Consider the following 20,618-nt stretch of genomic DNA (forward strand, 5'->3'; position numbering starts at 1 on the left):
CGCCATGAACTCTGTAAGCGGCAGAAGCGCATTGGTGACCGGCGGTGCACACGGGATCGGAGCAGCCATCGCCAAGTCCTTGTCGGAAGCGGGAATTAGAGTCCTCATCGGCGATCTCCTCGACAGCGATTGTGAGGAGCAGGCCGCGAAGTTGGGCAGTCGGGTCGCATTTCAACATCTCGACATCACCCAAACCGAAAGCTGGGAATCCGCGATCGAAACCGCGGAAGAAACATTCGGACCACTCATTGCTCTCGTCAACAATGCCCGATTTCTCGAGTTCGGCAGCATTCAGGATCAACATCCGACCTCGTTCAGACACGTCCTGAACACCAACCTATACGGCGCTTGGCTCGGAATGCACTGTGCAGCTAGGGTACTGATCAAATCTGGGGGCGGTGTCATCGTCAACATCTCCTCGACCGCCGGGTTGACCGGTTACGCCGATATCGGAGCATATTGCGCGAGTCAATGGGGATTACGTGGTCTTACGAAAGCTGCAGCGCTTGATCTGGGCCCACACAACGTCCGTGTGTGCTCCGTCCATCCGGGACAGATCGACTCGGAAATGACTCCGGGTTTCGGTTCCGTGCCCGTCACACAACAGCTGATCCCCCGGATGGGAAGACCGGAAGAGGTAGCCGCGATGGTTCGGTTCATCGTCTGCGAAGCAACGTATTCGACCGGCACCGAGTTCATCGTCGACGGGGGTTGTACGACTGGACTGCGTCTAGCCATCCCTGATGACAAGTGACACTCTCCAACAATCACGCGATACACGAAGTCAGGAGAATGCTCATGGGATTAACCACGGTCAATGGGTTACCCGCGCACCCGATTCTCATTCATTTCGTCGTTGTCCTCGTACTGATCTCTGCACTACTGCTGATGGTTGCGGTGTGTTGGCCCGCTGCCAGAGTTCGATTGGGTTTGGCCCCCACGGTCGTAGCATTGGTCACGCTCGTCTTGGTCCCGATCACAACCGATGCGGGTGAATGGCTCAAGGAACAGTTACCACCCGATCCCCTGATCGACGTGCATGCCGAACTGGGTGAACAGATGCTGTTCTGGTCCATCGGGGTATTCGCTCTTGCCGCCATCTGGTGGATCATTCATTCCAAACGATTCACAGAATGGCGAGCTGATCACCCGTCAGCGCAAGTGTGGAAGGTGATCGTGATTGCCGTTGCCATCGTGTCGGTTCTGGTCGGTGCAGGGTCGATGGTTCAGGTCTATCGAATCGGAGAAAGCGGCGCGAAAGCCGTGTGGAGTGATCAGATCGGATAGGAAGATTCTCTCTAGTCCGGGAGCAACGGCACCGCGATGTCCGGGTCGCGGCCCAGCAACACTCCGCGGGTGAGGGCGGCCGAGCCGAACTTCTTCCGAACGCTGTCCATCGCTGAGTCGAGCGCGGCAGTATCGGGACCACCGTCGAAGGGCAATTCGAGCTGCTGCGCGCCGTCCTTATCCAAATTCGATACGGCAACACCGATCAGCGTGATGCCTTTCTCTGCGATCATCGGTGCCGCGTCCGTAAGCAGAACCATCGCAGCCTTCAGTAGTTCGGCTGTGTCGGCGGTAGATCGACGCAGTGTCTGAGAACGCGTAGCCCGCGTGAAATCGGCGAAGCGAAGCCGGAGCGTGATCGTGCGTCCGGTCCGCTCCGATGAGCGCATACGCCTGCTCACCCGATCTGTCAGGGACATCAGCGATGCCTCGAGATCGGATCGCGAGTGCGCACCTCGACCCAACGCGTGCTGCGCGCCCATCGAACTGCGGCCTCCGTACGCTCGGACCGGCCGCGGATCTTGATTGTGCGACAGCGCATAAAGGTGGCGTCCGGCGCCGCGGCCCAGAATCGAGACGATCGAGGACTCGTCGTGCCGAGCAATATCTCCCACCGTCACGATGTCGAAATCGCGGAGCTTCTGCGCGGTAACCTTTCCGACGCCCCACAGTTTCCCGACGGACAACGGGTGGAGAAACGCGGCCTCTCCGTCCGGTGGCACCAGCAGTAGGCCGTCGGGCTTGGCGAACGCACTTGCGACCTTTGCCAAGAACTTGGTGCGAGCAATTCCCACGGTGATCGGCAGACCGACCTGCTCAGCGACATCACGTCGAAGGTTCGCACCGATCTGCAGCGGTGTTCCGACGATCCGAGCCAGTCCCCCGACTTCCAGGAACGCCTCGTCGATCGAAATTCCTTCGACCAGCGGCGAGGTGTCGTGAAAGACCTCGAATACGTCCTTGCTCGCCTGCGAGTAGGCCTCCATCCGCGGTGGCACGACAATCGCTTGTGGGCACAGCGCACGAGCCTGGCCGCCGCTCATTGCGGTCCTGATACCGAAGGCCTTGGCCTCATAGCTCGCGGCCAGGACAACCCCGCCGCCCACGATCACCGGTCGACCGGCCAACCCTGGATCGTCCCGCTGCTCGACGGAAGCGTAAAACGAATCGAGATCGGCGTGCAGGATCGTGGCATCACCGGACCGGTGACTGCCGCGGGTTCCTGACAACAACTGGGCCACGGACATAGGGTCCCACGAGGGTCCGACAGCAATGATGTTCCTCGACGAGGCTTGACTGCGATACGGGAGCGTCGAGGACGACCCCAATTCGAGTTTTACATCATGTTCCGAGTGCTGAAGTTCGATCCCACACCGCGAAGAAACAACTCGGCTGGAAGGGCCCGCAGCACGAGGTCTCGAACAACGGTAGAGCCAGTGCCGCGAGTGAGGATTACTCGGGCAGATTGGCGCGAGCGCACTTGAAGGCGATGCGTTCTCCTGGTGCGGAGGTAGTCGTAGGTCGCCACATCATCAGCATGAGCGCCGAGCGCGACAGCATCCTCGAGAGCCTGGCATGCGCCTTGACCGAGATGCGGTCCCATCGCATGCGCCGCATCACCGACGAGCACAACACTTTTCCGAACGAAGGACGGTAGCGCCGGAAGATCCCTGATGTCATGCCGAAGAATCCGCTCCGGCGCGACTGCAGAGATAAGTTGAGGAATCGGAGCCTGCCAGTCAAGAAAATCGTCCAATGACGGGTCCGGCGCTTCCTTCGACAATCGGGTGGCAGCGAAGATGTACAACCGCCCGTTCCCCAGAGGCACGATTCCGAATTCGGTTCCGACTCCGAGGATTCCACCAACATCGACAGTCTCGAAGTCATCAACGATCCACCTCCACGCGCGAATGCCCAGCGACTGCGGCACTGGATACTGCGGGAAAATCGTTCGTCGCGTGAGGCTATCGATTCCGTCGGCGCCGACGATCAGATCGAAATCTTCTGTGCGATCACCACATCGAATCGCACCACTCACCTCAATCCCGGTGACTGCGCCGCCGAACCGTACAGCTACCGACTCTGGAAGTGCTGTGCTGAGAATATCCACCAGGTCAGCGCGATGCATGGCGACGAAGTTGCCGTGCATCGCGCGGAATCTCTCCTCACTGGTCTGCATCAACCACCGACCCTGGCGATTGCGTATTCCGCCTACCCAGCCTGGGGCGGCCCTCCTTCGGATTTCATCGCCTACTCCAAGGTGGTCGAGTGCGGCGAGTGCGTTCGGCCACAAAGTGATTCCGGCGCCCACCTCGGTAAGTGCCGGAGCTTGCTCGAACACTGTGACCGACCAGCCTGCGTTCGTAAGCGCTAGCGCCGTTGCCAGGCCCCCGATACCGCTTCCGATGATTCCCGCTGTTCGCATCATCGGCCCCCTCTCATTCGATTGCCACAAATGTAGATGTGGGATGGCATGTCCGACATTGTTCTCCCCATCGGCGAGTTCACCGTGCCCTGTTCGCATTGTGGAGAATTTGGGGTTCCTCCTCGTGCAGCGACGACTCCATCCGGCTCTACGCCCCAAGACAGCCATTGGGAGCATCATGTTCGCTCGGTTCCGGCCCTAGACAGAATCGATCGGATTTGAATTCTCTTGGCCTGCAGGGAAAATCTGGTCGGTCGGTTAACAAGTCATTGTCTCGACACGGTCGATTCACCGTCAGAATTCGCTCGAAATCAGCCCGTACCAGGCCAATCACGACGGCAAATAACGTGATCTACATCACATTTAGCCTCAATTCCGTAACGCTCTCCGCACCCGCACGACAGCAATTGACCTGCAAAAATACCAACCGATGCACATCCGTTGCACAAAACCGCGCAAACACGCCGAACCGTGACCAATCCGTGATCGTTCTCTATCGTTGTTCTCAACCCGAGCAACCGGGCAGCACCGAATCGCCGGCGCCAAATCCCACCCCGCGATTTCGGACAACAACATTCCTTGTGGTGGGAATTGAGACGGTCACCGTCTTCCAATGGCGGGACCCGAAAGGATTCACCCTCAATGACCAAGAACACCGTTACCCGCACCATCGCCGCCGTCGCCGCAGCCGGAGCCCTCGCGGCCGGAGCCCTCGGACTCAGCGCCGGCACCGCATCCGCCGCCACCCACGACTGGTCCGGCGTCGCAGAATGCGAATCATCGGGCAACTGGGCTGCAAACACCGGCAACGGCTTCTACGGCGGACTGCAGTTCACCCAGAGCACCTGGAACGCCTTCGGCGGATCCGGCAGTGCCCACAATGCCAGCCAGGCCGAGCAGGAACGCGTCGCCGAAAACGTCCTCGCCGGCCAGGGCGCCGGTGCCTGGCCCGCCTGCGGTCAGTACCTGCGCTGATCCCCACCCCCCATATTTACGTCACTGCCCGGTGACCGTCGACTCAGACGGTCACCGGGCAGTTTTCATTTCGATCTGCATCTCGCCTCGAAAGAATGCATCATTTGAGGTCAATATCCATGAACCACAACGGGTTCGAATCACCATTGTCAAAACCACCGCGACTCTGGCCCTTCCGGCACGCCGAGCCGAATCCAACCCGCGCAGTTCAAAGACCCTTCCCCCCAAAGATATTCGGCACCACACCACCAATCTGCAAGAGCCATTCGACGGGCGACACCTACCGCACACGTCCCGGTAGACAAGGAATCCCCGATATCACCTGGCAACTTCGCTCAGCGCTTCACTGTGCGGATAATTCATCCATCCTTCACGGGTAGTTCGAGATCTATTCCTACAGATCAGTACACATACTGAATCGCCGGGAACCCAGGTCATGATGGTCAAGGCTTCGGGAAGCGGCCGGACGGTTCGCCGATCCGCACAGGGGCTAGAACCGGGAGCGGAAGGCGCGGGGTCAGGGTGGGTAGCCATCAGCACTCTGTGGGTTGGAGATGCGGTGCACGTTCCATGCCCGCGGGCTCCCCTCGGCGTTTCTCCAGCTGGGCTGCCGCCGGTGATGCGTTCGCCAATCAGGTTGTTCGGCATACGTCCAGCGTCCCTGTTCGGGGCACGCACGTCGTCCCGCCGCTGCAGCCTCTTCATGTACCGTCACTGCGGGCCGCGGCGGCAGCGTCAGTTGAGGTGCGGACGGATCAGACCATTCTCGTAGGCGGCGATGACGAGTTGTGCCCGGTCGTGGGCGTGCAACTTCGTCATGATGCGGTTGACGTGGGTCTTGGCGGTGTGCGGTGAGATCACCAGGTCGATTGCGATTTCGTCATTAGACCGGCCCGCGCCGACGAGAGTAAGGACCTCGACCTCCCGCTCGGTAAGGTGCTCGAGCGCCGGCGGGACCCGTTCACTATCGGCGGCCGGGTGAACGTAGCGGTTGATCAGGCTGCGCGTCGCGACCGGCGAGAGGAGCGCGTCACCGCGGTGGATGGCGTGGATCGCGGCGATGATCTGGTCGGGTTCGGCTCCTTTACCGATAAATCCGCTCGCGCCGGCGCGCAGCGCTCCGACGATGTACTGATCCTCCTCGAATGTGGTGAGTATCAGTACCCGCACCGACTCGAGGTTCGGGTCGGAGCAGATGGTCCGTGTGGCCGTGATCCCGTCGATGCCGGGCATCCGGATATCCATGAGCACCACGTCCGGTCGCCAACGGCGAGCGAGTTCGATTGCGCGCTCACCGTTGCCGGCCTCGCCGACGACGGTGAGGCCGGCACTGTGGGTGATGATCGTGGTGATAGCAGACCGGATAAGAGTTTGGTCGTCGACGACGAGAACGGTAATCATTGCGTGTCCTCCTGTGTGGCCAGGTCGTCGTGGGCGGGTTCGGTGGGTAGATCAGCAACAAGCAGCCACATCCCTGTTCCGTCGACCCCGTAGCTGAGGGTGCCGCGCACCGAGTCGACCCGTTCCCCCATACCGATCAGCCCCTGGTTCATCCCGAGGTGTCGCGCTCCTGCTCCGTCGGGAGCAGTCAGGTTGCTGACCGTGATGCGGAGCGCACGAGGCAGGTACTCGATCAGCACGGGAGCTCGGCGTCCGGTGCCGTGCTTGTGGGCGTTGGTGAGCGCTTCCTGGACGATGCGCAGCGCGGTGACGTCGATCGACGCAGGCAGCTCGTACGGATCACCATCGATGCTGACCGCGACTTCCATTCCATGACTGGCGAATTCGCGCACCACGTCGTCGAGTTGGGACAGACCGAACGGGCCGATCGCGGTGGTGGGGTCTCGTAAGGTGGCCATCAGGTCGCCGATCTCGGTCAGCGCGGTGCGCGACGCGCGGCGAATGATCGCCAGCGACTTCTCGGCGTCGGCCGGTCGGTCGCGCAACGAAGACGCAGCGACCCCGGCATGGAGGTTGATCACCGAGATTTGGTGCGCGACGACGTCGTGCAGGTCGCGGGCAATCGCCAGCCTTGTCTCGGCGACCCGCTGCCCGGCCACCGCGTCGCGGGTGCGTTCGGCACGCTCAGCACGTTCGGTGACCGACGCGACGTAGTCGCGTTGCGTGCGAACCGCATCGCCGATCGCACCACCAAGCAGCACGGTCAGGACGTTCTGGAGCCCGCTGTATCCGTCGATGAAAACGAAGGCGAGCATGACGACGGCAACGAGAGCGGTGAGTACGAAACCGCGGCGCCGGGTCGAGTACAGCATCGTCGTATAGACGGCGACTCCCGAGGCCAAGACGAGACCCGGATTGAACAACCCGAGTGGCACACTCACGGCGACGATGCCGATCACCGCGGCCAGGACCGCGAACGGCCGCTGGTGTCGGGCCAGCAGGATCGCGGCGGCGACCGCATTGAGGACCAGGACATCGGGTGACCATACGAAACCCGCACCGGGGTGGGGCGGGACCACGCCGGGGATAATCACGAGGACCACCGTGGCGGCCGAAACAATCCGCCCTCTCGCGCCGCGATGCCGGGCCGGGACGCTGCGCGCGACCATGTCTGTCTCCTTTTCGGTCGCCGGATCACCCACCCGCGTGGCGGCTATCTCATCATTTCAGAGGCGCGGGGTGTTCACGTCCCACGAGGAGGTGAATCCGTGTACCGCGACTGCGGTACGACAGTGTCCACGCATGGGGGATTCTTCCAGTTGCGAAGCCGAGGAAGGTCTATTCGACGCCGACGCGACCTCTATGAAGGACAACCACGATGACGACGCCCTTGATTTCCGTGCGGGATCTGCACAAGACCTACGGATCCGGCGGCACCACATTTCCGAGCACTCCATCACGTAGATACCCGACTTTCAATCTAGGAGCACCTGGGGCATGAGCTTTTTCGACCGGTTCCGAGATCCACCCTCGAAGCAGGACGGACCCGAGGCGGACAGTCCGACTACTGCCCCCTCCACGGGTTTTCAGCAGACCGCCAGCAATCTGCACTCGTTCAATCGCTACGAGATCAAATATTTCGTGGACGAGTTGAAGGTGCCGGAGCTGCGTCGAGAGCTAGTGGCACGAATGGAGACCGACCCATACTCGCCGAAGGGCGGGTATCCGGTGACATCCCTCTACTACGACACACCCGATCTGCTGTTCTACTGGGAAAAGATCGAGGGCCTGAAGTTTCGACGCAAGGTCCGCCTCCGCCTCTATGGAGAGCCTGCAGACTGTAACGACGACACACCGGTCCAGATCGAGATCAAACAACGTGTCAACCGGGTCACGCAGAAACGCCGGATTGCGCTCCCGTACGGGGTCGCGCAGCGATGGCTCAACGGTCGAGAAGAAATCGACGTCGACCCTTCGCAGCGTCCGTTCGTCAACGAAGTGACAACACTAATCGGCAACCTCGACCTTCGCCCGATAGTGACCACCGGATATCTGCGAGAAGCGTACGTCGGTACGGAAGCAGATCTGGGTCTGCGGGTGACGATCGACCACAAGGTGCACGGGCGGGACCGGGATTTCGACTTCGCTTCCGGTGCGGAGAACAGATTCATCATCCCCCCGAAACTGGCGATCGTGGAACTCAAAGCCAATGAGCGAGTGCCTTACTGGGCTACGGACATGACAGCGCGAATGAACATGTCCATCATTCGAGTGTCCAAATACTGTCAATCGATCGAGGCCTTCGGAATGGCGCCCCGATCACGCAGTGGCGCACCGGAACTCGTACTCCCCACAGGATTCGACAATCGTGCTCCGGACAAAATTCTGAGTACTCACTACTAACACCGAAACAGGACACCATGAACTTCGACATTCAGGACCTGAGCGGAACGTTCTCCACCTTCGACATCATAGTGTCGTTGTCGTTGGCGTTCGTTCTCTCCGCCATCATCGGCTGGGTCTACCGTTACACACACAAGAACGTCTCGTATAGCCAATCGTATGTGCAGACGCTGGTCATGGTGGGCATGATCGTCTCACTGATCATGCTTGTCGTCGGGTCCAATGTCGCCCGGGCATTTGCTTTGGTCGGCGCGCTGTCGGTAATCCGATTCCGCAATGCGATCAAGGAAACCCGCGACGTCGGGTTCATATTCCTGGCGATGGCCATCGGTATGACAACGGGAACCCGTTTCTATATTCTGGCCATCGCAGCCACCGTCGCGGTATGCCTTGTCATGCTGATCATGTACAAGTTCAACTGGTTCAAACTCGACGTCCAGCGTCAGGTGGTCAAGGTTCAGGTTCCGCCCGGACAAGAGTATGTCGCGCACGTCGAGGACGTCCTCATCAAATACTGCGCAGAATTCGAACTGGTCTCTACCGACTCGGCGCGATCTGGTGCGTTGAACGAACTCTATTACACCGCGCAACTGAAAAAGGGCAATAAATCCGCGGAGCTCATATCTGCACTGAGCGCCGTCAACGCAGGTCAACGCGTGACCGTCCTGACCGGATACGACCAGACGGATATCTGATGAATGTGACGAACACCGGTGAACCGCCGCCGCGGAGCAAGTTCAAACATCGGATACCGAAGTCGCTGCGTCAGCACTGGAAGCTGCTGGTGGTGTTCGTCGCCTTCGTAACCGTCATGGCTTCCGTATTCGGGGAAACACGAATTCGTCCCTATATAACTGGTGACACCTCTGTCATCGCCTCTGAGATCACCGACAACATCACTGGCACCGTGGACTTGTTCGACACATCCGTTTCCCATCAATTGTCAATCGACATAACCGATGTCGAGTACAACGACATGATCTCCTCGTTTCAAAAAAGTGGCGACAAGAAATGGATAACCGCGGACATCACCATCGATGGAACTTTCATCAACGATGCGTCGGTGCGCCTGAAGGGAAACTCCACACTCATGGGTGTCCGGGGAGCAGGAGCCATGCCAGGAGGAGAAGGGTTCAAACCGCCTGAAGGACTCGAGATGCCTGAAGGTATGGAACTGCCCGCAGATTTCGACCCTCAAGACATGATGGCGGGAATGGGGTCGACTGCCTCGGCCGACGATCCGACGTCACTGCCACTGCTCATCAGTTTCGACGAGAACGCCGAAGGTCGGGCTTACCAGGGGATGACCGAACTCTCGGTCCGACCCGGATCGCCTGTCGTCAACGAAGCGATGGCATTGTCGTTGACTGCCGATACGGAACAACCGACACAGCGTTACGCCTACACGGTCTACTCGATCAACGACAGTGCGACATCGACTCGTCTGTTGCTCGAACATCCGGATGATGCCTATGCGAACTCACTCTTCGACTCGGACGGCTACCTCTACAAGGCGGATGCGAACTCACGATTTACTTATGCCGGCGATGACCAGACTGCCTATTCGGACCAGTTCAAACAAATCAATGCCGTCGACAGCGGAAATCTGCAACCGGTCATCAGTTTTCTGAAGTGGATGGATTCAGCCAGTTCGGAGGAATTCGACGCGCATCTCTCCGATTGGGTCGATGTCGAATCCTTCGCTCGGTACATTGCCACTCAAAACCTCATCGTCAACGGCGACGACATGAGTGGTCCCGGCCAAAATTACTACCTCTGGTACGACCTGGACAGCAAGAAGATCACCGTGGTGTCCTGGGATCTCAATCTGGCCATGCAAGGTAATGCCGCCACCGGCCCGCAGGACAGCGTTTCGATCGCAACGGGTCCAGCAGGCGGTGCAGGTCCAGCGGGTATGCCGGAGGGCGGAGCCCCCACGGGCATGCCGGGCAGCGAAGGCACAGCCCCGACTGGAGCAGGCCCTCAACCAGGTGCAATGACCCCACCGGCAGGCGGCGTGTTTACCAAAGGTGCGCCTCGACAGGGCGGGGATGCGGCAGCACCTGCTCAGCAGGGATTTCCTGGTGGTCCAATCGGTACTACCAACGCCTTGAAGACGCGTTTCCTCGAATCGTCCGCTTTCACCGAGTTATACGAGAGGACGTATTGGGATCTGTTCGAGCAGATGTACGGAAACGGCCGTGCTACCGAAATCCTCGATGTGCTCGCGACGTCAATCCCCACCAGCGACGACATGACCGCAGAGTCGCTGCAATCGAGCATCGACGAGATGCGCACCTGGATCGACCAGCGCACATCAGCGCTGAACGATCTACGAACCCCCTGAACTGACCAGGGCAGTGGCACCGTGACCTCATCCAAGCCGCCACTGTCCTGGACTATCCCCTGCAGCGACGGCGAAAGACTTATTTCATGTTCTCCGGCTTCAAACCCAAGTCCGAACTGTTCTACGCTCTGTTCACCTCCGCATCACAATATCTGGAATTCGGGGCCAAGACGCTGACCGAACTGACCAGGCCGCTCGCCGATACCGCCAGCATTGCCGAACGTATGGTCGAGTTCGAACACGAATGTGATCGAGTCACTCACGAGTTGTTCCGAACCGTGAATTCGACTTTCGTCACTCCTTTCGACCGCTCGGATATCTACATGCTGGGATCAACCCTCGACGACGTGATGGACCACATGGAAGCGGCTTCACATCTGGTCGTGCTGTACGGAGTGCACGAACTGCCGCACCATCTCTGTGAAGTGATCGACACTCTTGACGCGTGTGCACAGATAACAGCGGAAGCGATGCCTAACCTGGCGTCGATGAAGGGACTCGAAAGCTACTGGATCAAAATCAACGAACTCGAGAATAAAGCCGATCACCTGTACCGAACGTGTCTCGCCTATCTATTCGACGGACATCTCGATGCTCTGACGGTGATGAAACTCAAGGACATCGCCGACGAACTCGAGGATGCGGCAGACGCCTTCGAAAAGGTGTCGCATGTGATCGAAACCATCGTGCTCAAGGAATCGTGACCAGCTGTGCTGATGCTGCTCTTCGTCATAGCGCTAGCTATGGCATTTACTTTCACCAACGGTTTCCATGATTCGGCAAATGCTATCGCTACCTCCGTGTCCACTCGTGCGTTGACGCTGCGTACGGCACTAGCGATGGCAGCAATCGGCAATCTCCTCGGATCCTTCTTCGGCGCCAAAGTCGCAGCCACAGTAGGAGAGGGAATAATCGAGCTCGATGTCAGCTCTCATGCCCTGCTGATACTCGGGTGCGCCTTAGTCGGTGCGATCTGCTGGAATCTCATCACGTGGTGGTACGGATTACCGTCCTCGTCTTCGCATGCTCTTGTCGGTGGAATGGTCGGGGCAGCATTGGCCGGCGGGATGACCGTGCTGTGGGGTGGGGTGATCGAGAAAGTACTGATCCCGATGGTTGTCTCGCCGATCGCCGGCTTCGTCCTGGGTTATATGGCCATGTCCGCCATCATGTGGCTGTTTCGACATGCATCTCCGGCATCGACCGGTCGTGGGTTTCGAAAGGCCCAAACATGTTCTGCAGCGGCAATGGCGTTCGGGCACGGGATGCAAGACGCAGCCAAAACCATGGGCATCGTGGTCCTGGCTCTTGTCGTCTCGGGTCAGCAGGACGACTACTCGATTCCTTGGTGGTGTTTTTTTCTGACGGCAGTTGTTCTTGCCCTCGGCACTGCGACAGGAGGTATGCGCATCATGCGTACCCTCGGGCGCAAGATCATCGAATTGGATCCTCCCCAGGGGTTTGCCGCGGAGTTGACTGCGTCCTCGGTGCTCTACATCGCTTCTGCCGGTATGGGGGCGCCGGTATCGACGACACATGTGATCTCGTCGGCGATCATGGGTGTCGGTTCCACCAAACGGCTCAGCGCGGTCAGATGGGGTGTAGCAGGGAACATGCTCATCGCCTGGGTCACCACTTTTCCTGCAGCAGCAGCGATTTCGGCCGTCGCACTCTACAGTGTCACGGCGATTCTGTGACGAGGACGTACATGGGCAGCAATGGGAACAGAGTTGCACAGGCAAATGTGCCCAGATAATGCACCTTCCAATGAACGCGCGCGCACGCGTTGATCGCGACGATCGGAACACTGTTCGGGTTCGCCGTCATCGACACTCTCGACGTGCTGCTGATCAGTGTGACGGCCGCGATCGCCTACGACGCGCGGTCCTGTGGCCGGACCCCATAACGAGACGGAAGTGCGTTCCTGCTGGGTTTCTTCACCGCCACGGCCCTCTTCGGTGTCGTTGTGGTTCTGGGATTGCAGGTCTCGACAACTGCGTTCGATGTGACGATCACGCCCGAAATCCGGTATTGGTCCGAACTTCTCGCCGGGCCGGCGGACCCACCGCGATTCCGTATCTCGCACGGCTCACGCTCATCTCCACAGCCGAGCCCGTGAACAATTCCTGGCCCATCCTCGTACTCGTCTACTGCGCGGCGGCACGGCGAATGCACCGGGCGATCACGCGGATAGTAAAAAATAGGGAACCCGTTTTGTCTGCTCGATACTCGGAATCTGCGGAGCGGCGCTGATTGTGGATGCGCTACTTCATTATCGATTCCTTGTATGACCGAGCGGCATTACCGAGCACCAGACAAAGAAGTGATGTCCCAGCTACGCGGAGCGACCCGCGAAATGCATGATTTCAACCTGATCAGATTCGAGAACGAGCTGTCCGGGACGACGAACCGGACACCCGTTGATCGACACGCAATCCTCCATGACCAGCGCTGCAGCCTGCTGCACACTCAGACCCGGATGCTGGGCGATCAATGCATCAAGAACCGACCTCGAGGTAGCCATGAACGGAAGTCTCGGCTATCGGAGTGGATCGAAAACCTCGGTGAACCAAGCGCCTGTAGAACTTTGGGTGAACAACACCGAATCCCGGCACGCACCCGTCGCAGACGACAGGGCGCAACGGCGCGGCAGCCTTGTCGAGGAGCCTCCAACGCCGTGCCTCGAAACTTCAGGAGAAGAAAATTGAACGGAGCACACGTTTGCAGTCTCGCACTGGTCCTTGCCTTTGCGCCGATCGCGAGTCCTGGTGCGGCTTCGGCCAACTCGGAAAACCTGGGCGCCGAGAAATTTTCCGTCCGATGTACGCCCACTGATACCGGGTTGGAAGAGCTGTCCGGACTCCTCTGGACGGAAAATAGCGGCTACGCCGTCGGAGACCACGGTAGTGACGACCGTATTGCGCTATTGGACTCCCAATGCCAGGTAAGCCAATGGATCGACATCGGGGTTGAAACGATCGACGTCGAAGACCTCGCCCAAGATGACACCGGCGTGCTGTGGCTCGCCGACACCGGCGATAACAACATGAACAGGGAACTCGTCACGCTGATCGGATTGAATCCGGAAACGGGACAAACGACCACCGTGCCGCTACGCCTGCCCGATGCTCCCCACGACATCGAAGCATTCGCTTTGACCCCCAGTGGGACACCCGTTCTCGTCACCAAGACCAAAGACGGCTCTGCCCAGATATTCACCACACCGCACGCTACCGTGCACACACTCTCCCGAGACGAACCCACCACGCTTGCCTCGGCAGGTGCAGTCTCGGTGCCTGGCGATGACGCCCGACCCATTACCGGTGCCGCGGTCTCCGCCGACGGAACATCTGCGGCACTACGCACTAAGAAGGAAGTTTACATCTACCGCATCGAGGACCGAGATGTCGCCGCCGCATTCTCCTCCCCACCTGCATCGACAATCACAGTTCCGGAGCAACCGCAGGGAGAGGCTGTCGCTTTTACCCATTCCGGGGATCTGCTTGTGGCCTCCGAAGCAGACGGAGGAGCGCTCCCGTCCATTCATCAGCTCGATGCTGAGATGCTTCCAGCGCGACCGGCCGAAAGCGACCGATCCTTTGAGACAATCGTTGCAATATTCATCCTGGTTCTCATTGTCGCCGGAGTGTTCGTTTATCGGACGTTCAAGGCTCGGAATTGATTCTGCGACAACGACGTCTACGATATTCCGAACATCGACGTTACTGGCACTGAACCGTCGACTTTCACTAGGGCACTGTCACGTTGTTGAACGCGGCAAACTGGAAGAATGTGGCATGACCATCCCAACGATGTGGCATGACCACCCCAATGCTCTCGTACAAAGGTCACCGCCACCCGGTCAGTGGTAGGGGCGCGCAATGCGACCCCCTTCCCCATCCCACCGCGGCGAGGCACGATTGAGGTAGCCCGACGGCTGGACCCCAGCGATCGACGATCGGAGGCAACCGTGACCGCCATGCCTACCCGCCCCCGAACTCCTGCGTCGATGACCGCGTGGCAGGTCCACAAGCCTGGTCCTGTCAAAACACATCCACTGATCGAAGCCCACCAGTCGATACCCGTCCCCACTGCCGGACAGCTGCTGGTTCGCGTCCTGGCTTGCGGGGTGTGTCGCACTGACCTGCATGTGGCCGAAGGCGACCTCCCAGTGCACCGGGTCAACGTGGTCCCCGGACACGAAATTGTCGGACTGGTCGAGGAGGTCGGAGATGCAGTCGAAGGTTTTGTGCCTGGTAATCGCGTCGGAATTCCTTGGCTGCACTATACGTGCGGTCAATGCGAGTTCTGCCTTCATGATCGTGAGAACTTGTGCCCGAACTCCACGTACACGGGCTGGGATGTAGACGGCGGGTATTCCGAATACGCTTTGGCAACAGCAGCATTCGCACTAAAATTACCCACCCGGTACACCGATGCAGAATTGGCACCACTCCTGTGCGCCGGCATCATCGGATTTCGTGCACTCCAGCGGGCCGATGTCCCAGCGGGTGGTCGATTGGGAATCTACGGCTTCGGTGGAAGCGCACATCTGGCCGCGCAGGTAGCGATCGCACGCGGCGCGGAAGTCCACGTCATGACGCGCAGTGAATCGGCTCGCGCATTGGCCACCGAGTTGGGTGCCACCTCAGTGCAGGGTGCAGACCAACGTCCGCCCATCGCGCTCGACTCGGCCATTCTGTTTGCACCTGTGGGCGACCTCGTTCAGCCTGCGCTCGAAGCTTTGAATCGGGGTGGAATACTGTCGATCGCCGGAATCCATCTCTCGGATATCCCGCGATTGAACTATCAGAAACACCTGTTCTACGAACGCGAAATACGTTCGGTCACAGCGAATACACGGGAGGACGCTCGGGAGTTCCTCGAGTTTGCCGCCGAGCACCACCTCGACGTCACCACCACTGAGTATCCGCTTGCCAACGCCAATTCTGCCTTGGTCGATCTGGCCGAGGACCGAGTCACCGGCGCTGCCGTCTTGATCCCTGACAGCGACAACTTCAATTCGGGAGGACGAACATGAACGCACCGATTGTCGTCGGAGTCGACGGATCCGATCGAGCACTGGACGCGGTTCGATGGGCCGCGCGTGAGGCACTGCTCCGTGACCTGCCGCTGCACCTGGTTGCCGTGATGCACGACGAGTCGAACACCTTCGGAAGTGCCTTCACTCTTGGCACACCAAAGTTTCCGGATCAGAGAAACGAAGGAAGAGAACGACTGTCCGAGGCGAACTCGGTTGCCGCAGAGGTTAAGAACGACCGCCTGACCATTACCGACCACTTGACCCGCGGGCACCCGGTAGAAGCTCTCCTGGAGCAGTCGACGGACGCCGCGATGCTGGTCGTGGGATCGCGTGGCCAGGGCCGCTGGGCCGACGGCGTGCTCGGTTCCGTCAGCACCGCGACCGCGATGCACGCACGTTGCCCCGTAGCCGTCATTCGAGGAGTCGCGCCACACCCAGAACCACCACGAGGCGGTCCCGTGGTGGTCGGCGTCGATGGCACGGAGAACAGCGAACCCGCCATTGCCGAAGCATTCGAGACTGCCTCCCTGCACGGAGTTGATGTTGTTGCGGTTCATGCTTGGGACGACTCGCATCACGCAACAGCTTTCCGCACCGCCCCAGACGGATCCGCCCTCGAACTACCCGCGATCGAGACTGCCGAACTGGTGGTACTCGCCGAAAGGCTTGCCGGATGGAAGCAAAAGTATCCGGATGTCGAGGTTCGGCGAGTTGTCGTGCGCGACAGTCCAGCGCACCAACTCATCGCCGAATCGAAGGCCGCGCAACTGGTGATCGTCGGCCGGCGAGGGCGTGGCGGTTTCACCTCGATGCTCCTCGGATCCACGAGTCGGAATCTTCTACATCGAGCAGAGTGCCCGCTGTTGATCGTCTCTCAGATCACAAACCGGTAGCCCATCCCGGCTTCGGTGATGAGGTGCTTGGGGTGGGCCGGGTCGTCTTCGAGTTTGCGCCGGAGTTGAGCCAGGTACACACGCAGGTAGTGGGTTTCGGTGTCGTAAGCCGGACCCCACACCTCGCGCAGTAGTTCCTTCTGCCCCACAAGTTTTCCCCGATTGCGGACCAGCATTTCGAGCATTCCCCACTCGGTGGGTGTCAGGTGGACCTGTTCGCCGCCGCGACTGACGGTCTTGGCTGCAAGATCCACGGTGAACGACGCCGTCGCCACCGAAGGCTCCGATGTATCGGTCGCGGATGTCCCCCGCCGCGCCGCCGCACGTACGCGCGCCAGAAACTCGTCCATCCCGAAAGGCTTGGTCACGTAATCGTCTGCGCCCGCGTCGAGTGCCTCGACCTTGTCAGCCGAGTCGGTTCGCGCCGACAGCACGATGACCGGCGCCGTGCACCAGCCACGCAGTCCGGCAAGAACTTCGGTGCCGTCCATATCGGGCAGCCCAAGATCGAGTACCACGACGTCCGGTGGCCGCTCCGCAGCGGCACGCAATGCGCCGGCACCCGTCGACGCCGTCACTACGTCGTATCCCCGCACCGACAAATTGATGCGTAGCGCCCGCAAGATCTGCGGTTCGTCATCGACTACCAGTATTCGGCTCATGACTCGCTTCCATTCGTACCTGCCGCGGCCAATTCCACGATCATCGTCAACCCGCCACCCGGAGTATCGGTGGCACTGACCGTTCCGCCCATAGCCTCCACGAACCCCCGGACCACAGAGAGGCCAAGTCCAACGCCACCGGTGTTGTCGCGGTCCCCCATCCGTTGGAACGGTTGAAACATTGCTTCGGCTTCACCGCGCGGCACCCCGGGGCCGGTGTCGGCGACGCTGATCACCGCCTGATTACCGATCCGCGCAGCGCCCACCCGCACCGGTGTGCCTCCGCCGTAGCGCAGAGCGTTGTCCACGATGTTTGCGATCACGCGCTCGAGCAGCCCTTGATCGGCTTGCACGGCAACCGTTCCGACATCCACGATCACACTCCGAGCCCGGGAGTCGGATCGGCCGCCGATACCGAGTCCGAGAAGCGCACGGTGCACAACTTCTTCCAGATACACCGGACGCAAGGTCGGTTTCACCACTCCGGCAGCCAATCTCGACGAATCGAGGAGGTTACCCACCAACGCGGTCAGCTGATCAGCGGATTCTTCAATCGTTGCCAACAGTTCCGCAGTGTCTTCCGGGGAGAATTCGATGTCGTCGCTGCGAAGGCTCGAGACCGCGGCCTTCACGCCGGCGAGCGGTGTCCGAAGGTCATGGCTCACAGCCGAAAGCAGTGCTCGGCGCAGTTGATCGGCCTCGGTCAACGCCGCTGCTTTACTCGCTTCGACAGTCAGCACTTCTTGACGAATCATTCCGACAGCCTGATGTGCGACTACGGTCAGCACGCGGCGGTCACGGGCGCTCAACTCCGGTCCGGAGAGCAGCAGCAAGTACTCGCCGTCGTTGACCTCGCACACCGTATCGGCTTCCGACTCCGTCGTCGGCGGCTCAGTTCCCACGGCCTCGATGACCCCATCGTCGAGATGAACAACGGAAACCCCACGTTGACGGTAGATTTCGCGTGCCTTCTCCAACAGGGTCGACAAATCAGCGCCTCGCAGCACGGAACCTGCGAACAGTGCGAGAAGTTCCGCTTCCTCTGACGCCCGCTTGGCCTCCCGTGCCCGTTTGGCTGCAGCATCGACCAGAACTGCCACTGCCACAGCAACTATCAGCAGCACCACCGTGGTGATGAAATTGTCGGGCTCGGCGATCGTGAAACTGTATTTCGGGTCGGTGAAGAAGTAGTTGAGTAGCAGGCCAGAGATAAGTGAAGAAAGGATGGCCGGTCCGACACCGCCAAGTAGTGCGACCAGAACGACCACGACGAAGAACAACGCATTCTCGCCGTTTACCCCCGAGAACCGATCTACCAAGCCCATGAGGCCCGCCGCGACCGTCGGAACCACCACTGCCGCAATCCACGACAACACGCGACGCTCCGAGCGTCCCAGAACCGAGATCCGGCGTCGGGTAGTCGCCTCCTCGTGCGTGACCATGTGAACGTCGATACCGCCGGACTGCTGGACGACGGCGGCGCCGATGCCCTCGTCGAGAATGCGAGCCAACCGCGAGCGCCGCGACGTACCCAGAACCAGCTGAGTGGCATTCTCCTCGCGAGCGAACTCGAGAAGCGTCGACGGCACGTCATCGCCCACCACTGTGTGAAGGGTGGCACCCACACCGTTTGCCAGCGCCCGCACCTTCCCCATCTCCGGCGCTGAGACACCGGTGAGGCCGTCGCCGCGAACGACGTGGACCACCATCAGTTCTGCACTGGATTTCGAGGCGATTCGGGATGCGCGTCGTACGAGGGTTTCCGACTCCGGTCCCCCGGTCACTGCGACAACGACGCGTTCGCGAGCTTCCCAGGTATCGGTGATCTTGTTCTCGGCGCGGTATTTCGCGAGTGCCGCGTCGACCTGATCGGCGACCCACAGGAGTGCGAGTTCTCGTAATGCCGTGAGGTTTCCGCGGCGAAAGTAATTTCCGAGAGCTGCGTCGACCCTCTCGGGCGAATACACGTTTCCATGAGACAGTCTGCGCCGCAGCGCTTCCGGAGTGATATCCACCAGCTCCACCTGAGCTGCACTGCGCACTACGTCATCGGGAACAGTCTCTTGCTGTACCACACCGGTGATGTGGGCGACGACGTCGTTGAGACTTTCGAGGTGTTGCACATTGACAGTCGACAGGACGTCGATTCCGGCGTCGAGCAGTTCCTGCACGTCCTGCCACCGCTTGTGGTTCTTGCTCCCCGGAGTGTTGGTGTGCGCCAACTCGTCGACCAACACCAACGACGGGCGGCGTGCCAGGACTGCTTCGACGTCGAGTTCCGGCATCCGAGTCCCGCGATACTCCACCAACTTGGGCGCGATGATCTCCAAGTCACCGATCTGCGCCGCCGTGCGGGCGCGACCGTGTGTTTCCACAACGGCCGCAACCACGTCACAGCCACGATCCCGACGGCGATGAGCTTCGCCGAGCATCGCGAAGGTCTTTCCGACGCCAGGTGCAGCGCCGAGGTAGATGCGCAGCTCACCTCGCTTGCGCTTACCGACCTTCTCAGAAGAACTCACGTGACAATCATCCACCAACTGGAGGTGCGGCACACGCAGGTGCCGTCAATCCGAGCGCCAAATTCAGTTCGAGAACGTTGACGCGTTCCATACCCAGGAACCCGAGTTGGCGGCCATCGGTGTGCTCGGCAACCAACGCACGCACCTGGTCTTCGGACATCCCGTTGTTTGCAGCGACCCGGGGAACCTGCAGCAGCGCATATTCCGGGCTGATGTGCGGATCGATGCCCGAGCCTGAACCTGTGACCGCGTCAACGGGAACCGACGCCGGGTCGACGCCTTCGCGGGCTGCAATAGCTGCTCGACGCTCGATGATGAAGCCGGCCAAGATCTCACTGCTGGGCCCCTGATTGGACGGCAGCGCAGCGGCGGGATCACCGGTAGCAAAAGGATCCTCATCGGATACCGAACCCACAACTCGGTTGTGGAAGAACGGATCCTGCTGACCTTCGGCAACCTGCGGATCAACACCCACCCAAGCGCTTCCGACAACGCAACCCGACGCATCGGTGACCGGAGAACCTTCGGCCGAGCCGGAACTGATCCGGCCCACTCCCCACACCGCGGCGGGGTAGATCACGCCGAGAATCGCGGTGAGGGCGAGCAAGACGAGTAATCCCGCCCACGCCTGCTTGGCAAAACCGATAGTGAAACGCATG

General features: G+C 60.1%; 19 protein-coding genes and 1 pseudogene. 12 read left to right on the top strand and 8 right to left on the bottom strand.

The features are described 5' to 3' along the window. The first annotated feature begins 4 nt into the window (after positions 1-4). Positions 5-754: an SDR family NAD(P)-dependent oxidoreductase gene (locus QM600_RS04365; protein WP_283260254.1), complete on the top strand. Its 750-nt coding sequence runs from the start codon at positions 5-7 to the stop codon at positions 752-754. A gap of 44 nt (positions 755-798) precedes the next feature. Then, on the top strand, positions 799-1,287 hold the full coding sequence (locus QM600_RS04370; RefSeq protein ID WP_283260255.1) for a DUF2231 domain-containing protein: 489 nt from the start codon (positions 799-801) through the stop codon (positions 1,285-1,287). 11 nt (positions 1,288-1,298) lie between these two features. On the opposite strand, the gene dinB is transcribed toward QM600_RS04370, so the two are convergent. Then, positions 1,299-2,528 carry a DNA polymerase IV gene (gene dinB / locus QM600_RS04375; protein ID WP_283260256.1) on the bottom strand — a complete coding sequence of 410 codons (1,230 nt, stop codon included), beginning with the start codon at positions 2,526-2,528 and terminating at the stop codon, positions 1,299-1,301. A 95-nt stretch (positions 2,529-2,623) separates the two neighbouring features. Beyond that, positions 2,624-3,715, bottom strand: coding sequence for an FAD-dependent monooxygenase (locus tag QM600_RS04380; protein WP_283260257.1), 1,092 nt, complete (start codon positions 3,713-3,715; stop codon positions 2,624-2,626). A gap of 639 nt (positions 3,716-4,354) precedes the next feature. Between QM600_RS04380 and QM600_RS04385 the strand changes: the two are divergent. Further along, positions 4,355-4,681 (top strand): annotated as a pseudogene (locus QM600_RS04385) (transglycosylase family protein); the annotation flags it as partial. Between the two features lie 741 nt (positions 4,682-5,422). Here the strand turns inward: QM600_RS04385 and QM600_RS04390 are convergent. Together QM600_RS04390 and QM600_RS04395 are read right to left on the bottom strand one after the other, a co-directional pair. Beyond that, on the bottom strand, positions 5,423-6,088 hold the full coding sequence (locus tag QM600_RS04390; RefSeq protein WP_283260259.1) for a response regulator transcription factor: 666 nt from the start codon (positions 6,086-6,088) through the stop codon (positions 5,423-5,425). Then, positions 6,085-7,257, bottom strand: coding sequence for a sensor histidine kinase (locus QM600_RS04395; protein WP_283260260.1), 1,173 nt, complete (start codon positions 7,255-7,257; stop codon positions 6,085-6,087). The genes QM600_RS04390 and QM600_RS04395 overlap by 4 nt, the downstream gene beginning before the upstream one ends. Before the next feature lie 133 nt (positions 7,258-7,390). Here QM600_RS04395 and QM600_RS04400 point away from each other — a divergent pair, with 133 nt between their 5' ends. The 6 genes from QM600_RS04400 (at position 7,391) to QM600_RS04425 (ending at position 12,535) form a co-directional block, all read left to right on the top strand. Beyond that, positions 7,391-7,552 carry a hypothetical protein gene (locus QM600_RS04400; RefSeq protein ID WP_283260261.1) on the top strand — a complete coding sequence of 54 codons (162 nt, stop codon included), beginning with the start codon at positions 7,391-7,393 and terminating at the stop codon, positions 7,550-7,552. Positions 7,553-7,585: 33 nt separating this feature from the next. Then, positions 7,586-8,491 (top strand): polyphosphate polymerase domain-containing protein, encoded by a 906-nt coding sequence (locus tag QM600_RS04405; protein WP_283260262.1) that lies wholly within the window; start codon positions 7,586-7,588, stop codon positions 8,489-8,491. A 17-nt stretch (positions 8,492-8,508) separates the two neighbouring features. Beyond that, the gene (locus QM600_RS04410; RefSeq protein WP_283260263.1) at positions 8,509-9,186 is read left to right on the top strand and encodes a DUF4956 domain-containing protein; all 678 of its coding nucleotides are present in this window, start codon (positions 8,509-8,511) and stop codon (positions 9,184-9,186) included. Further along, the gene (locus QM600_RS04415; protein WP_283260264.1) at positions 9,186-10,838 is read left to right on the top strand and encodes a CotH kinase family protein; all 1,653 of its coding nucleotides are present in this window, start codon (positions 9,186-9,188) and stop codon (positions 10,836-10,838) included. The genes QM600_RS04410 and QM600_RS04415 overlap by 1 nt, the downstream gene beginning before the upstream one ends. Positions 10,839-10,924: 86 nt before the next feature. Then, positions 10,925-11,542 (top strand): DUF47 domain-containing protein, encoded by a 618-nt coding sequence (locus tag QM600_RS04420; protein ID WP_283260265.1) that lies wholly within the window; start codon positions 10,925-10,927, stop codon positions 11,540-11,542. Between the two features lie 12 nt (positions 11,543-11,554). Beyond that, positions 11,555-12,535, top strand: a complete 981-nt coding sequence (locus QM600_RS04425; RefSeq protein ID WP_283260285.1) for an inorganic phosphate transporter — start codon at positions 11,555-11,557, stop codon at positions 12,533-12,535. Positions 12,536-13,173: 638 nt separating this feature from the next. Here QM600_RS04425 and QM600_RS04430 read toward each other — a convergent pair. Beyond that, positions 13,174-13,362, bottom strand: a complete 189-nt coding sequence (locus QM600_RS04430; RefSeq protein WP_283260266.1) for an RNA-binding S4 domain-containing protein — start codon at positions 13,360-13,362, stop codon at positions 13,174-13,176. 180 nt (positions 13,363-13,542) lie between these two features. On the opposite strand from QM600_RS04430, the gene QM600_RS04435 reads away from it, so the two are divergent. From QM600_RS04435 to QM600_RS04445, 3 genes are all read left to right on the top strand, one after another. Then, the gene (locus QM600_RS04435; protein WP_283260267.1) at positions 13,543-14,520 is read left to right on the top strand and encodes an LpqB family beta-propeller domain-containing protein; all 978 of its coding nucleotides are present in this window, start codon (positions 13,543-13,545) and stop codon (positions 14,518-14,520) included. A gap of 327 nt (positions 14,521-14,847) precedes the next feature. After that, complete coding sequence (locus QM600_RS04440; protein ID WP_283260286.1) at positions 14,848-15,879, top strand: zinc-dependent alcohol dehydrogenase family protein; 1,032 nt, start codon at positions 14,848-14,850, stop codon at positions 15,877-15,879. After that, a complete protein-coding gene (locus QM600_RS04445; protein WP_283260268.1) occupies positions 15,876-16,775 on the top strand; it encodes a universal stress protein in 900 nt (299 codons plus the stop codon). The genes QM600_RS04440 and QM600_RS04445 overlap by 4 nt, the downstream gene beginning before the upstream one ends. On the opposite strand, the gene QM600_RS04450 is transcribed toward QM600_RS04445, so the two are convergent. From QM600_RS04450 to QM600_RS04460, 3 genes are read right to left on the bottom strand one after another with little or no spacing between them, the layout of a single operon-like run. Continuing rightward, positions 16,757-17,437 (bottom strand): response regulator, encoded by a 681-nt coding sequence (locus QM600_RS04450; RefSeq protein WP_283260269.1) that lies wholly within the window; start codon positions 17,435-17,437, stop codon positions 16,757-16,759. The two genes, QM600_RS04445 and QM600_RS04450, sit on opposite strands and share 19 nt — an antisense overlap. Further along, complete coding sequence (locus QM600_RS04455) at positions 17,434-19,959, bottom strand: sensor histidine kinase (RefSeq protein ID WP_283260270.1); 2,526 nt, start codon at positions 19,957-19,959, stop codon at positions 17,434-17,436. Before QM600_RS04455 ends, QM600_RS04450 begins: the two co-directional genes overlap by 4 nt. Before the next feature lie 7 nt (positions 19,960-19,966). Then, on the bottom strand, positions 19,967-20,617 hold the full coding sequence (locus QM600_RS04460; RefSeq protein WP_283260271.1) for a potassium-transporting ATPase subunit C: 651 nt from the start codon (positions 20,615-20,617) through the stop codon (positions 19,967-19,969). Between the last annotated feature and the right edge of the window lies 1 nt (position 20,618).

It is taken from the genome of Rhodococcus sp. IEGM 1379, assembly GCF_030056815.1.
In the GTDB taxonomy this organism is placed as follows: domain Bacteria; phylum Actinomycetota; class Actinomycetes; order Mycobacteriales; family Mycobacteriaceae; genus Rhodococcus_F.